The sequence below is a fragment of the Campylobacter sp. IFREMER_LSEM_CL2194 genome (assembly GCF_025771685.1).
In the GTDB taxonomy this organism is placed as follows: domain Bacteria; phylum Campylobacterota; class Campylobacteria; order Campylobacterales; family Campylobacteraceae; genus Campylobacter_D.
The window spans coordinates 100,584-113,927 of the sequence record NZ_JAKMQS010000001.1 but is presented as its reverse complement, the minus strand read 5'-3'; the positions used below and the strand labels follow the sequence as shown (position 1 = coordinate 113,927).

At 29.1% G+C, this 13,344-nt stretch carries 16 protein-coding genes; 15 read left to right on the top strand and 1 reads right to left on the bottom strand.

The window, feature by feature from the left end; translation table 11 throughout:
* From L8V79_RS00615 to L8V79_RS00545, 15 genes are all read left to right on the top strand, one after another.
* Positions 1-507: a DUF3972 domain-containing protein gene (locus tag L8V79_RS00615; RefSeq protein ID WP_039668539.1), complete on the top strand. Its 507-nt coding sequence runs from the start codon at positions 1-3 to the stop codon at positions 505-507.
* Positions 504-1,364 (top strand): glycine--tRNA ligase subunit alpha, encoded by an 861-nt coding sequence (glyQ, locus tag L8V79_RS00610; protein ID WP_039668538.1) that lies wholly within the window; start codon positions 504-506, stop codon positions 1,362-1,364. Before L8V79_RS00615 ends, glyQ begins: the two co-directional genes overlap by 4 nt.
* Complete coding sequence (locus L8V79_RS00605; protein WP_263702109.1) at positions 1,354-2,079, top strand: Nif3-like dinuclear metal center hexameric protein; 726 nt, start codon at positions 1,354-1,356, stop codon at positions 2,077-2,079. Before glyQ ends, L8V79_RS00605 begins: the two co-directional genes overlap by 11 nt.
* Before the next feature lie 11 nt (positions 2,080-2,090).
* Positions 2,091-2,810 carry a zinc ribbon domain-containing protein gene (locus tag L8V79_RS00600; RefSeq protein WP_149062431.1) on the top strand — a complete coding sequence of 240 codons (720 nt, stop codon included), beginning with the start codon at positions 2,091-2,093 and terminating at the stop codon, positions 2,808-2,810.
* The gene (gene waaA, locus L8V79_RS00595) at positions 2,807-3,991 is read left to right on the top strand and encodes a lipid IV(A) 3-deoxy-D-manno-octulosonic acid transferase (protein WP_263702108.1); all 1,185 of its coding nucleotides are present in this window, start codon (positions 2,807-2,809) and stop codon (positions 3,989-3,991) included. The genes L8V79_RS00600 and waaA overlap by 4 nt, the downstream gene beginning before the upstream one ends.
* The gene (locus L8V79_RS00590; RefSeq protein WP_263702107.1) at positions 3,972-4,724 is read left to right on the top strand and encodes a pseudouridine synthase family protein; all 753 of its coding nucleotides are present in this window, start codon (positions 3,972-3,974) and stop codon (positions 4,722-4,724) included. Before waaA ends, L8V79_RS00590 begins: the two co-directional genes overlap by 20 nt.
* Before the next feature lie 64 nt (positions 4,725-4,788).
* Positions 4,789-6,126, top strand: coding sequence for a signal recognition particle protein (gene ffh / locus L8V79_RS00585; protein WP_258107570.1), 1,338 nt, complete (start codon positions 4,789-4,791; stop codon positions 6,124-6,126).
* A 71-nt stretch (positions 6,127-6,197) separates the two neighbouring features.
* Positions 6,198-6,425 (top strand): 30S ribosomal protein S16, encoded by a 228-nt coding sequence (gene rpsP, locus L8V79_RS00580; protein ID WP_012661702.1) that lies wholly within the window; start codon positions 6,198-6,200, stop codon positions 6,423-6,425.
* Positions 6,426-6,427: 2 nt separating this feature from the next.
* Positions 6,428-6,673, top strand: coding sequence for a KH domain-containing protein (locus L8V79_RS00575; RefSeq protein ID WP_012661701.1), 246 nt, complete (start codon positions 6,428-6,430; stop codon positions 6,671-6,673).
* Positions 6,663-7,187, top strand: coding sequence for a ribosome maturation factor RimM (gene rimM, locus L8V79_RS00570; protein ID WP_263702106.1), 525 nt, complete (start codon positions 6,663-6,665; stop codon positions 7,185-7,187). The genes L8V79_RS00575 and rimM overlap by 11 nt, the downstream gene beginning before the upstream one ends.
* Entirely contained in the window at positions 7,184-7,888 is a 705-nt protein-coding gene (gene trmD, locus L8V79_RS00565) for a tRNA (guanosine(37)-N1)-methyltransferase TrmD (RefSeq protein ID WP_263702105.1), read from the top strand. Before rimM ends, trmD begins: the two co-directional genes overlap by 4 nt.
* An 11-nt stretch (positions 7,889-7,899) precedes the next feature.
* Positions 7,900-8,256 (top strand): 50S ribosomal protein L19, encoded by a 357-nt coding sequence (rplS, locus tag L8V79_RS00560; RefSeq protein WP_012661698.1) that lies wholly within the window; start codon positions 7,900-7,902, stop codon positions 8,254-8,256.
* Between the two features lie 2 nt (positions 8,257-8,258).
* A complete protein-coding gene (locus L8V79_RS00555) occupies positions 8,259-8,612 on the top strand; it encodes a cupin domain-containing protein (protein WP_263702104.1) in 354 nt (117 codons plus the stop codon).
* Between the two features lie 52 nt (positions 8,613-8,664).
* Positions 8,665-10,005, top strand: coding sequence for a class II 3-deoxy-7-phosphoheptulonate synthase (locus L8V79_RS00550; protein ID WP_263702102.1), 1,341 nt, complete (start codon positions 8,665-8,667; stop codon positions 10,003-10,005).
* Positions 9,999-10,328 carry a Spx/MgsR family RNA polymerase-binding regulatory protein gene (locus L8V79_RS00545; RefSeq protein WP_263668432.1) on the top strand — a complete coding sequence of 110 codons (330 nt, stop codon included), beginning with the start codon at positions 9,999-10,001 and terminating at the stop codon, positions 10,326-10,328. Before L8V79_RS00550 ends, L8V79_RS00545 begins: the two co-directional genes overlap by 7 nt.
* Here L8V79_RS00545 and L8V79_RS00540 read toward each other — a convergent pair whose 3' ends face one another.
* Entirely contained in the window at positions 10,329-13,343 is a 3,015-nt protein-coding gene (locus L8V79_RS00540) for an efflux RND transporter permease subunit (protein ID WP_263702100.1), read from the bottom strand. It lies immediately after the preceding gene.
* Between the last annotated feature and the right edge of the window lies 1 nt (position 13,344).

Sequence of the window (13,344 nt, the reverse complement as noted above, 5' to 3'; positions counted from 1 at the left end):
ATGCAAACTTACTTGAAGTTAAAAGAATTTTGTCAATTAGTGCATTTATCTGAAGATGTTGTAAAAGGAATGATGGCAAATGGTGCTTTAAATTTCAAAGAAGAAGAGGGTGAAATTTATATTGAAGCTAATCAAGGAACATTTAGTGTGGTTCCAACAAGCTCAAAGCAACCTGCTATGGTAAATTCTATGACTTTAGCAGGAGAAAGTTTTGTAGAAAAAACCATAGGAACTATTTTAAACTTACACGAAAAAGTTCTTGATGCTAAAGATGAGACCTTAGAAGCTTTAAAGGGTGAGAATAAATTTTTAAAAGATGCTCTTTATTCTATGCAAGAACTTTATGATGAAGATAGAAAAACCATAGAAAATCTTAACGAGCAACTCAAATACGCGCGCAATGAAGTGGAATTTCTAAAAAGAAAATACAAAATGATGTGGAATAAAACAGTAGAGTTATATGCAAATTCACCTGAAAAGCCAGAAGAAATAAAGGAAGAAAAATGACTTTTTCTCAAATGATATTAAACTTACAAGAATTTTGGCAAAAACAAGGTTGTGCCATTATGCAACCTTATGATTTTCCAGCAGGTGCAGGGACTTTTCATCCTGCAACTTTTTTAAGAAGTTTGGGTAAAAAACCTTGGGCAGCTGCTTATGTAGCACCAAGTAGAAGACCAACTGATGGAAGATATGGTGAAAATCCTAATAGACTAGGTGCTTATTATCAATTTCAAGTTTTGATTAAACCAAGCCCTGATAACATCCAAGAATTATATTTAAAAAGTTTAGAAAATTTAGGTTTTGATTTAAAATCACATGATATTCGTTTTGTTGAGGATAACTGGGAGAGTCCAAGTTTAGGTGCTTGGGGTCTGGGTTGGGAAGTTTGGCTTGATGGCATGGAAGTAACACAATTTACTTATTTTCAACAAGTTGGCGGTATAAGCGTAGATTTAGTAAGTGCTGAAATCACCTATGGCTTAGAAAGACTCGCAATGTATTTGCAAGATGTAGATAATGTATATGACATAGTTTGGAATGAATTTAACGGTGAAAAAATTACCTATAAAGATGTTCATAAGCAAGGTGAGTTTGAATTTAGTAAATATAATTTTGAAGTAAGTGATGTTAAAACTTTAAATGTGCAATTTGAAAATGCCTATAATGAGTGTAAGAATGCATTAGAAGCAAAGCTTGCTTTACCTGCATATGATTATTGTATGTTAGCAGCGCACACTTTTAATTTGCTTGATGCAAGAGGAGCTATTTCAGTAACTCAAAGACAAGACTTTATGCTTAAAATTAGAGAATTATCTAAAAATTGTGCCTTGGTGTATAAAGAAAGTTTAGATGAAAATTAAAGAAATTTATGATTATTTGGATACTATTAGCCCATTTAGTATGCAAAGTTCATGGGATAATAGTGGCCTATTACTTGGAACTTTAGATCAAGAAATAAATCAAATTTATCTTGCTCTTGATGTGGATATGCATTTAATTGAAAATGCACGTGAAAATTCACTTTTTATAGTTCATCATCCTTTGATTTTTAAAGGTTTAAAAAACTTAAGCGGGGTGTTTTATCCGCAAAATATTCTTACTAAAATGATACAAAAAAACATAGCTTTAATTGCTATGCATACGAATTTTGACTTAAGTCATTTAAATGCTTATTTTACTCGTGAAATTTTAGGTTTTAAGATTAAAGAACAAAACGAGTTTTTAATTTATTGTGATGTTGATTTTAAATTTAGCGATTTAATTAATCATGTAAAAAAAAGTTTAAAGCTTGATTACATAAGAGTTGTAAATGCAGGTAATAAGAAAATTAAAACTTTAGCAATATGCACAGGTAGTGGAGGAGATTTAATTTCTAGTGTTAAGGCAGATTGCTTTTTAAGCGGAGATTTTAAATATCATCAAGCTTTGGAAAGTTATCATAATAAACTTAGTTTGATTGATATAGGACACTATGAAAGCGAATCTTGTTTTGGTAAAATTTTAGCAAAAGATTTGCAAAAATTTCATTTAGAAGTTATAATATCAGTTTCAAAAAATCCATTTCAATATTTTTAAGGAAAATTTCAATGAGTAAATATTTAGAACAACTTATAGCTTTATCGCAAATTGATAAAGAACTTGATGGTTTTGCAAATAAAGTAGAAGATGCTACAAAAGATTTAAAAGAAAAACGCAATTTACTTGATAAAACAGAAGAAGAAATTGCAGGTTTTGAGAAAGATATTAAAGATATAGAAAATCAAAAAATTCAAAACAACAATCATATTGCAGAATTTGGTGTAAAAATAAAAGAAATAGCCAAAAAAAGTGCAGCGGTAAAAACTGAAAAAGAAGCAAATGCTTTAAAAATTGAAGAGGATATAGCTAAAGAACAACTTGATGCAGCAAATGAAGAAATTGAAAGATTGGATAAAATTTTAGAAAATAAAGAAAAGTTTATACAAGAATTGCAAGCTAAAAGAAGCGAACTTGAAAATGAAGTGGATCAAATCGATGCTCAAACTAAAACTGTTTTAGTGGATATTGAAAAAGAAAGATTGCAAATTTATGATAAAAAGGTAAAATTAGTAGGTGAAATAAATCAAAAAGTTTTAACTTTTTATGAAAAAATTAGAAAATGGGCAGGAAATACTGCAGTAGTTCCTGTAAAAAAACATGCTTGTTATGGCTGTTTTATGAGAATTTATGATAAAACTTATTTGGCTGTTTTAAAAGGTGATGAAATCATAACTTGCCCACATTGTGGAAGAATTTTATACAAAGAAAAAGAAGAAAATCAAAATTGATTTTTTTTTATTATATTTTTGCTGTGATTATATATATAATTGCAGCTCCTTTTTTATTGATTTTAAGTTTTTGCAAGGAAAAGTATAAAATATCATTAAAATCAAGATTCTTTCTTTACAAAAATTTAAGGCAAAAACAAGGTGATGTGTATTTTCATGCTTGTTCTTTTGGTGAAATTAAAAGCCTTATTCCTTTAATAAAACTTTTTCCAGCTTGTAAAATTTCAACCATAACTCAAACTGGTTTTAGTGAAGCTTTAAAATATTCTAAAAAAGTAAATTTTTTCCCTTTTGAGATTTTTGTACCTTTTTGGATGAGACCTTGTAAAGTTTTGGTTATTTTTGAAGCAGAGCTTTGGCTTATGCTTGTGTTTATGGCTAAATTTTATAATGCAAAAGTTGTTTTATTAAATGCTAGAATTAGCGATAGATCTTTAAAAAACTATAAGCGTTTTAGCTTTTTTTATCGTTTGATTTTTAAATATATTGATGTTGTGTTTGCACAAAGTCAAAAAGACAAAGAAAGATTAGAATGCTTGGGTGCTAAAAATGTTATAGCATATAAAAATATCAAAGCTAATATAAAACAAGAACAAGTGAAAAACTATTCCAAGCCCAAAGCTAGGATTATTATATTTGCTAGTACACATGAAAATGAAGAACGATTATTACTTAATGAAATTAATTTAGAAGAAAACGATAAATTGATTATTGCTCCAAGACATCCAGAGCGTTTTGGTGAAGTTGAGAAAATTTTAAAAGATTTTTGTCAAAAAAACCACTATAATATGCAAAAATTTTCAGACTTTACTTTAAGCGAAAATAATTTTGCAAATTTTTTTAATACCAAATGTTTATTGCTAGATACTTTAGGTGAGCTAGAAAGTTTTTATAAGATTAGTGATGTGGTTTTTTTATGCGGCTCTTTTGTAGATAATATAGGTGGGCATAATCCTATAGAGGCAGCTAGATGGAATAATGTTATTATCTCAGGGAAATATTTTTTTAATCAAGAAAGTTTATATCAAGAAGTTGATGATTTGTATATTTGTGAGAGTGCAAAAGATATAAATGTTTTTTTAAAGCAAAAATTATCACAAGCACAACTTAAAGAACAAAGTGATTTAAGTGAAGTTATATTAAGTATAAAAGAAGGTTTAGATGCAAGAAAAAGCTTATAAATTGCTTGCAATGCAAGAAAAAATTTCTAATAATGCAGCAAAAGATTTGATTGACAAAGGCTGTGTTTTTGCTATGGGCAAAAAGGTTGTTATAGCTAGAGCTTTGATGAGTTCTAAAACAAGATTTGTTGTGCAAAAAATAAAAAAAGCAAAAATACTTTTTGAAGATGATAAAATCATAGCTTTAAATAAGCCTTATGGAGAGATTAGCGAGAATTTAGAAAGTGTTTATAATGCTAAATTAATCAATAGACTTGATAAGGAAACAAGTGGAGTTTTACTTTTAAGCAAAGATGAGGAATTTAGACTAAAATGTATTCAAGAATATAAAAAGCAAAATGTTTATAAAAGTTATTTGGCTATTGTTGATGGGGTGATTGCTGAAGAGCTTGAAATTTGTGAAAAAATAACTACTATAAAAAATAAATCTGGAGCCTTTAGCAAAATCGATAAATTTGGCTTAGAAGCTCATACTCAAGTTATACCTTTAATGGTAAATGCTAAAAAAACCTTAATAAAAGCGATCATTAAAACAGGTAGAACACATCAAATCAGAGTGCATTTAAACCACATAAAACATGGTATTATAGGTGATGAAAAATATGCAAAAATTAGTTCATCAAGAATGTATTTGCACTCTTATGAAACGCATATTTTTGATTATCAATTTAAAGCCTTACTTGATGAGAGCTTCAATGCTTATGGTTTTGAAATAAAAAATTTAAATTTTTAAAGGCGTTTAAAGCTAAAAGGGTTTATAATTTAGCTTTTTAAAATTTTAATAAAGGGAAAATAAAGTGTTTGAAATAGTTAGTGAGTCGTTTAAATCCGCAGTTAATAAACTTCGTTTTGTTGATGATGAAAAAGCTTTAAAAAACGCTCTTGACACTTTAAAAAAAGCCCTTTTAAAAGCAGATGTACATCATAAAGTTACTAAAGAATTGCTTACTTTAGTAGAAAATGATGTAAAAACTAATGGTATAGGTCAAAAACAATTTTTAGATTCAATTAAGAAAAATTTAGAAGAAATTCTTAGTGTTAAAGGTAAAAATCAAGGTTTTGTATTTGCTAGTAAGCCACCTACGGTTGTTTTGATGTGTGGTTTACAAGGCGGTGGTAAAACTACTACTACGGTAAAAATTGCTAATTACTTAAAACTAAGAAATAAAAAAGTGCTAATTGCTGCATGTGACTTGCAAAGATTAGCTGCGGTAGAGCAGTTAAGACAACTCACTCAAGCTAATGAGCTTGATTTGTTTTTTATAGAAAATGAAAGCAATCCTTTAAATGTAGCTAAACAAGCTTTAGAAAAAGCAAAAAATTCTATGTATGATGTTTTGCTTGTAGATACTGCCGGCCGTTTAGCGATCGATACAGCTTTGATGAATGAGCTTAAAGAAGTAAAAACTATTTTAAATCCTGATGAAGTGTTTTATGTAGCTGATGCTATGAGTGGTCAAGATGGTGTTAAAACAGCGAGTAGCTTTAATGAAGCTTTAGAAATTACAGGGGTTATTTTAAGTAAATTTGATGCAGATACTAAAGGCGGTGTTGCACTAGGTATAGCAAAACAAATTGGTGTGCCTTTAAGATTTATTGGTGTTGGCGAGAAAGTAGCTGATTTAGAAGTGTTTATCCCTGATAGAATTGTTAATCGTATCATGGGCGAGGGTGATTTAGCGACTTTGGCTGAAAAAACTGCCGCTATTATTGATGAAAAAGAAGCAAAAAAACTTAATAAGAAAATTAAAAAAGGTGAATTTAATTTTAATGATTTTTTAAATCAAATGGAAAGTGTTAAAAAACTTGGTAGTATGAAATCAATCATTGGTATGATACCTGGTTTATCATCTATGGCAGCAAATATTAAAGATATTGATTTGGATAATTCTAAAGAAATTATTCATATTAAGGCAATGATTTCATCAATGACACCAAAAGAAAGAGAAAATCCTGATTTGTTAAACAACGCAAGAAAGCGTCGTATTGCAGAGGGTGCTGGTTTGTCTCAAATGGAAGTAAATCGCTTTTTAAAACAATTTAGCAATGCAGCTAAGTTGGCAAAGAAATTTTCAAACAAAAAAGGAATGGAAAACTTTATGAATATGTTGCAGCAAGCTAAAAGACCACAATAATTAAAGCTTTTTTATGGATATATGAGTTAAAATATCTATAACAAAATTTTAATTTTTTTAGGAGTATTAAAATGACAGTAATCAGACTTACAAAAATGGGACGTAAAAAAAGACCATTTTATCGTATAGTTGTAACTGATAGTAGAAAAAGACGTGATGGTAGCTGGATAGAAAGCATTGGATATTACAATCCTATGGTTGAACCTGAAGTGGTAAAATTTGATGCTGAGCGTTTAGCTTATTGGAAAAGCGTAGGTGCTAAATTAAGCGATAGAGTAGCAGCTATTACAAGCAAATAAAAATGGTTGAAAATTTTTTAAGAGAATATGCAAAATTAATTGTTGATTTTCCTGAAAAAGTTGATATACAAAGACAAAATTTAGAAAATAATTTTGCTGAAATTATCATTTATGTCGATCCATCTGATACTGGTAAGTTGATCGGAAAAAATGGAAAATTAATCAACGCAATAAAAACAGTCATTATGGCTTATAAAGTTAAAGATGCAACTTCATATCGTATAACGGTAAAAGCCATTGAAGAATGATTTGATCCAAGTTGCTAAACTTGGGAAAAGTGTTGGTTTGAAAGGTTATGTAAGATTACATAATCTTAGTGATTTTTATGAGCAGTTTAAAATAGGTGCTAAATTTTTTGATATTAATCAAAAAATTTACACCATAAAGGCTTTTGATAAAACTAGATCTTTAGTTTTATTTGAAGGTTTTGAGAGTGTTGAAGCTGCCAAAACCTTAACTAATATTACTCTTTTTCAAACTATTGAAGCTACAAAAGAAACTTGTAAATTAAAAAAAGATGAGTATTTTTATTTTGATATAATTGGATGTGATATTATTGAAAATGAGCAAAAATTAGGTGTAGTTGAAGACATTTTAGAAAATGGAGCAGGATTTTTATTTTGTATAAAATGTGATGAAAAACTACAAACAAAGGTTAAAAACTTTTATATTCCTTATGTTGATAAATATATTCAAAAAGTTGATGTAGAAAATAAAAAAATATTCACACAATCTGCTTTAGATATTTTAGAAAATTCATGAAATATACTTTTGTAAGTTTATTCCCAGAGCTTATTGAGCCTTATTTTCAAACTTCTATTTTAGCAAGAGCAAAAGAAAAAGGGATATTAGAATTTGCTTTTGTTAATCCTAGAAATTTTACTGCAAATAAGCACTTTAAAGTAGATGATTATAAAATAGGAGGAGGTGCAGGGCTTTTATTACAAGCTCAGCCTTTGTATGATTGCTTAAGGCATATTAAAAAGCAAGATAAAAATGTTCATTTTGTTTTTCTTTTGCCTTGCGCTAAGACTTTTAAACAAGCTGATGCTAAAAGATTAAGTAAGAAAGATCATGTTTGCTTTGTAAGTAGTAGATATGAGGGTTTGGATGAGCGCATTGTGGAAGAATTTGCTAATGAGGTATTTTCTATAGGTGATTTTATACTTACAGGTGGAGAGTTAGCGTCTTTGGTGATGTGTGATGCTATTAGCAGAAATATTCAAGATGTTCTTGGAAATAGCGAAAGCTTAAGTGAAGAAAGTTTTGAAAATGACTTATTAGAAGCCCCATCGTTTTCTAAGCCTTTTATTTTTGAAAAGGAAAATAAAAAATTTTATGTGCCTTCAGAGTTTTTAAAGGGAAATCACGCTAAAATCACAGCTTTAAAAACTACTTTGGCGTCTTGCAAAACGAAATATTTTCGTCCTGATTTGTATCAAAAGCATGAACGCAAATTTTAAGGAATATCGTTATGAAAAATAAATACATTGAGCAATTTGAGCAAAAACAAATTGAAGGTAAAAATGTTCCAGAATTTCGTGCTGGAGATACTTTAAGACTTGCTATTCGCATTAAAGAAGGCGATAAAACAAGAATTCAAAATTTTGAAGGTATTTGTATAGCACGTAGAGGAAATGGTGTAGATGAAACTTTCATCGTACGTAAAATTGGTGCTAACAATGTAGGCGTTGAAAGAATTTTCCCTATTTATAGTGAAAGTTTAGAAAGTATTACAGTATTAAGAAGAGGTCGTGTACGCCGTGCTAGATTATTCTACCTAAGAGATAGAAGAGGTAAGGCTGCTCGTATTAAAGAACTTAAAAAATAAAAGTGAAATTTAGAACTCAAATATATGAAGTAATTTCCTGGGAACAAGAAATTCAAAATGGCATAAATATATCTAAGAAAATAGAAAATGCTTATGCTAAAGAAATCTGCATAACTATGTCAAAAGATAGCTTTATGAAAGATCATAAAGCACCTTTTGATATTACCATACAAGTGTTAAAAGGCTCCATTGATTTTGGAGTTTTAAACCAAAAAATTCTACTTAAAACACTGGATAGTGTAAGTTTAAAAGCTCATGAAATCCATAATCTTTTAGCGTTAGAAGATTCTATAGTGCGCTTAACTTTATATAAGCAAGATAGTCTTGAACGCATTAAAAGTGTTTTAAAATCTTAATTTAAGCCTCATTTTGTATAATTTTAGCTTACTAAAATTAGGAAGTTAAGCTATGAAATGGACTAAAGATTCTTGGAAAAATTATAAAATTCAGCAACAACCACAATATCCTGATGAAAATGAATTACAAGATGTTGTTAAAAAATTAGAAAAATTACCACCGCTTGTTTTTGCAGGTGAGGTGGATAAATTAAAAAAATCCCTTGCTAATGTTGTAAATTCACAAGCATTTTTACTCCAAGGAGGAGATTGTGCGGAGAGTTTTGTAAATTTTGGCGCTGATAATATAAGAGATATGTTCAAAGTTATGCTTCAAATGGCTATAGTGCTTACTTTTGCAGGATCTTGTCCCATCGTTAAAGTAGGGCGCGTTGCAGGACAATTTGCAAAGCCAAGAAGTAGTGATTTTGAAGAAATTGAAGGAGTAAAGCTTCCAAGTTATCGCGGGGATATTATTAATGGTTTTGAATTTAATGAAAAATCAAGAATAGCTGATCCTAAAAGAATGCTAGAAGCATATTATCAAAGTGCTACAACTTTAAATTTATTAAGAGCTTTTTCAAGAGGTGGTTTAGCGGATTTAAGAGTAGTGCATAAGTGGAATTTGGGTTTTTTAAAAAAGGCAGAACTTGGGAGAAAATATGATGAACTTAGCGAAAAAATCACTCAAGCTTTAGCTTTTATGCAAGCTTGTGGTATCACCGATACTCCAAATCTTTCTCAAACAGCCTTTTATACTTCTCATGAAGCCTTGCTTTTACCTTATGAAGAGGCTTTAACTAGGGTAGATAGTTTAAGCGGGGAAATTTATGATTGTTCAGCACATATGCTTTGGATAGGTGAGCGTACTAGAAAAGCAGATGAAGCACATGTGCATTTTTTAAGCGGTGTAAAAAATCCACTTGGTGTTAAACTTAGTGCTAATTATGATTTAGATGAAATTAAAAAGCTAGTAAGTATTTTAAATCCGCATAATGAAGCAGGAAGATTAAATTTCATCATTCGTATGGGATGTGATAAGATAGAAAATGCCTTGCCAAAATTATTTAAAGAGTTAAAACAAGAAGGATTTAATATACTTTATAGCATAGATCCTATGCATGCAAATACGGTTAAATCGGGTAATTTTAAAACAAGAGAATTTGATAAAATCATTCAAGAAGTGCGTGCGTTTTTTGAAATAGCTATGAGTGAGGGAGTATATCCTGGTGGGGTACATTTGGAAATGACAGGGCAAAATGTAACAGAATGTGTAGGAGGTTCTTTAAATATCACTCAAGAAGAACTTTCTAAACGTTATGAAACACAATGTGATCCAAGATTAAATGCCGATCAAGCTTTAGAATTAGCATTTATCATAGCAGACTTAGTTAAAAAGGCAAGAAAATGTTAAAATTTTATGGTATTAAAAATTGTAATAGTGTTAAAAAAGCTATGGATTATTTAAATTCTAAGCAAATTGAATTTGAATTTTTAGATATTAAAAAGCTAGATGAGGAAACTTTAGATTTTTGGCTTAGCAAAAGGAGTGTTTTAGAGCTTGTAAATACAGCGGGTATGAGTGCTAGAAAATTAGGCTTAAATAAAGAAAAACTTCAAAATTTAAACCAAGATGAAATTAAAGCAATGATTTTAGAAAGTCCAACACTCATAAAACGCCCATTAATTGTAAAAGATGATGAAGTTTTTATAGCTAAAGAATATGAGAGTTTTTAATTAAATTTTCTCTCTTTGGTAGATTTTTTTAATTTTCACATCTAAATTATGAGCAAATTTAAATAAAGCTGGCACTACTAAAAGTGTAAGCAAGGTTGAACTAATAAGACCAAATATAATAGCAATGGCCATAGGAGAATTTCCTTCAAAACCAGAACCCCTTGAAAGTGCTAGTGGAAGCATGGAAAAAATCATCGCAAAAGTTGTCATTAAAATGGCTCTTAAACGACTTTTTCCTGCATAAATTAGTGCTTTTTCTACTTCCATACCTTCATCGCATTTTTTATTAGCTACATCTACTAATAATATAGCATTTTTTCCTACCATTCCAAAAAGCAAAATAATAGCCACAAGCACAAATAAAGAAAAGTGATTTCCTGTGATAAAAATTCCAAAACAAGCTCCACCAAAAGCCAAAGGCATGCTTATCATGATGATTAAAGGAAGTATTAAACTTGAATACAAAGAAGCAAGGATTAAATAAATCAAAATCATTCCCAAAGATATAGAAAACAAAAATCCACTAATGGTATCATCTAAAAAGTCCAAAAAGCCAGAATAAGCAAAAGATAGGTTATTTTTTCCTAAAATATAAGCTAAATTGGACTCAAAAATTTTTCTTACTTCGCCTAAAGAAATGTTTTCTATGCTTGAAGTGAGTTTTATACTAGTAGTTTTATTGTGTCTGTTAATCAAAGAAAGATCTTTTTTATAAGAAAAGCTAGCAATACTAGCAAGTTTTATACTTTCATTGTTATGATTTTTAAGTTCTATTAGCTCTAAACTAGTTGGATTTTGCTTAAAAGCTTCATCAAAGCTAAGGATAATTTCATCTTTAAAATTTTTATAATCCATATTTCCAACACTTAAATTTCCAAAGGAATAAGCCAAGACATAAGCAAGTTCTTGAGGGTTAATACCAAGTTTGGCAGCTTTTTCTCTATTGATATTAATAGCAATTTCTTCTTTTAAATCCCCTTCATTATCATCTATAGCAACAAAGCCTTCGTGTTTTGAAAACACTTCTTTCATTCTATTAATAGCTTCTTTTATTAGCTTTAAATCATCACCTAAAATTTGAATTTGAACTGGATCTTCAATGCCTGCTCCTTCTATTTTAGGGAGTTCTAAAACTTTTATCTTTAAGCCTTCATAGGAGTTTAATTTTTCTTGAAAAAGGCTAATAAGCTTAGGTTGTCTGAATTTTCTTTCATTTAAAGGTTTTAATTTTACATAAATTTTTGCTTTTTTAATTTCTTTTGCGTCATTATATCCTATAAGTAAATATGCATAAGCAACACTTGGATCTTGCTTTATATTTTCATATACTTTTAAACTTTTTTCTTTCATAGCTTCTAAAGATAAGTCGTTTTTACTTTCTAATAAAACTTGTATTTCACTATCTTCTTCTATAGGTAGAAAATCCAAGCCTATTTTAGGAGCTAAAGAAAAACATAAAATAATTACAACAAGCGTTGATAAGATAAATTTAATTTTATTAGCTAAAACTTTATAAAGTAGCTTTTCATAAAATAAGTCAAGTTTTATAAATAAAAATTCACTTTTTTTATAAAATGTGCCTTCGCTAGTATTTAAAAATCTAGCACTTAAGGTAGGTATTAGAAATACACTTACAAGATAGCTTATAATCACACCAGAAGCAACGCTAGTAGCTAATACATTAAAAAATAAACCAGGAACTGAATTCATATAAGCAATAGGTATAAACACACACAATAAAACCGCACTAATGCTTAAAACGCTAAAGCCTATTTCTTTGATTCCTTCAAATGAAGCTTGTAAAGGAGGGAGTGTTTTTGCTTTTTTGGCTATACTTTCAATAATAACTATAGCATCATCTATAAAAATTCCTATACTTAAAGTAAGAGCTATGATGGTTAAGCGATTAATATCATAACCTAAAAGATTAATGAGAAAAAAACTAGAAATAATTGAAGTTGGTAAAACAATAAAAGCTAAAATAGTCGCACTGATATTTCTTAAAAATACATACACTATTAAAAGTGTCAAAATCACGCCAAAAACCATATCAAAAATAACTTGATTGATATGTTTTAAGATATTTTGGCTTTTATCATAAACTATTTTAATTTCTATCTCATTGCCTACTATTGTTTGTAATGTTTTTAAAGAATTTTTGATATTTTCTATAACTTTTAAGGAGTTATAACCAGAAATTTTATTAAGCTCAAGTAATACCCCATCTTTTGTATCAAGCATTGCAAACTGCTTTTGATCTTCTAAGCCATAGCTAATATTTGCTATGTCTTTTAAAAATATTCCACTAAAAATGCGTATATTTTCTAACTCTTTTAAATTTTGTGCTTCAAAATATCCTTTGATGGTGAAATTATCTTTTGAATTTTCAAACTCACCTAGATATTGTTTAAAATTATGACTTTGGATGATTTTAGCTACATCAAGTGCATTAATGTGATATTTTTGCAAGGCATTAGGCAGGAGTTTGATTTGAACTTGTGGTTTTAAAAAGGCTATATCATTGATCGTTCCAACTCCTGAAATTTTTTGTAAAAATGGTTTTATATCATTGTCAATCTTACGCATAAGTTTTAAATGATCTTTGGAGCTTAAAAATAATGATACAACAGATCCTGCATCAGGGGATATTTTTTCTAAGGTTGGCTTTGCTGGAAGATTAATAGTATTAAGTTTATCTCTAATATCATTTGCAGCTACTTCCAAGTTTTTGCCTAATTCAAATTCAACAACAGAAATAGAAAAATTATTATAACTTGTAGAATTGATATTTTTTATCCCTTGTACATCTGAAATTGCATTTTCTATTTCTTTGGTTATTTTAGATTCTATGTATTTTAAATCCCCATTAGCGGTGGTGGTAATTTTAATCAAAGGAATATCTACTTTTGGATAAAGATTAATGGGCATACTAAAAATAGAAAAAGTACCAAAAATCACCAAAGCGATAAAAAACATCAAAACAGCAATAGGATTATTAATAGCAAAACGATACAAG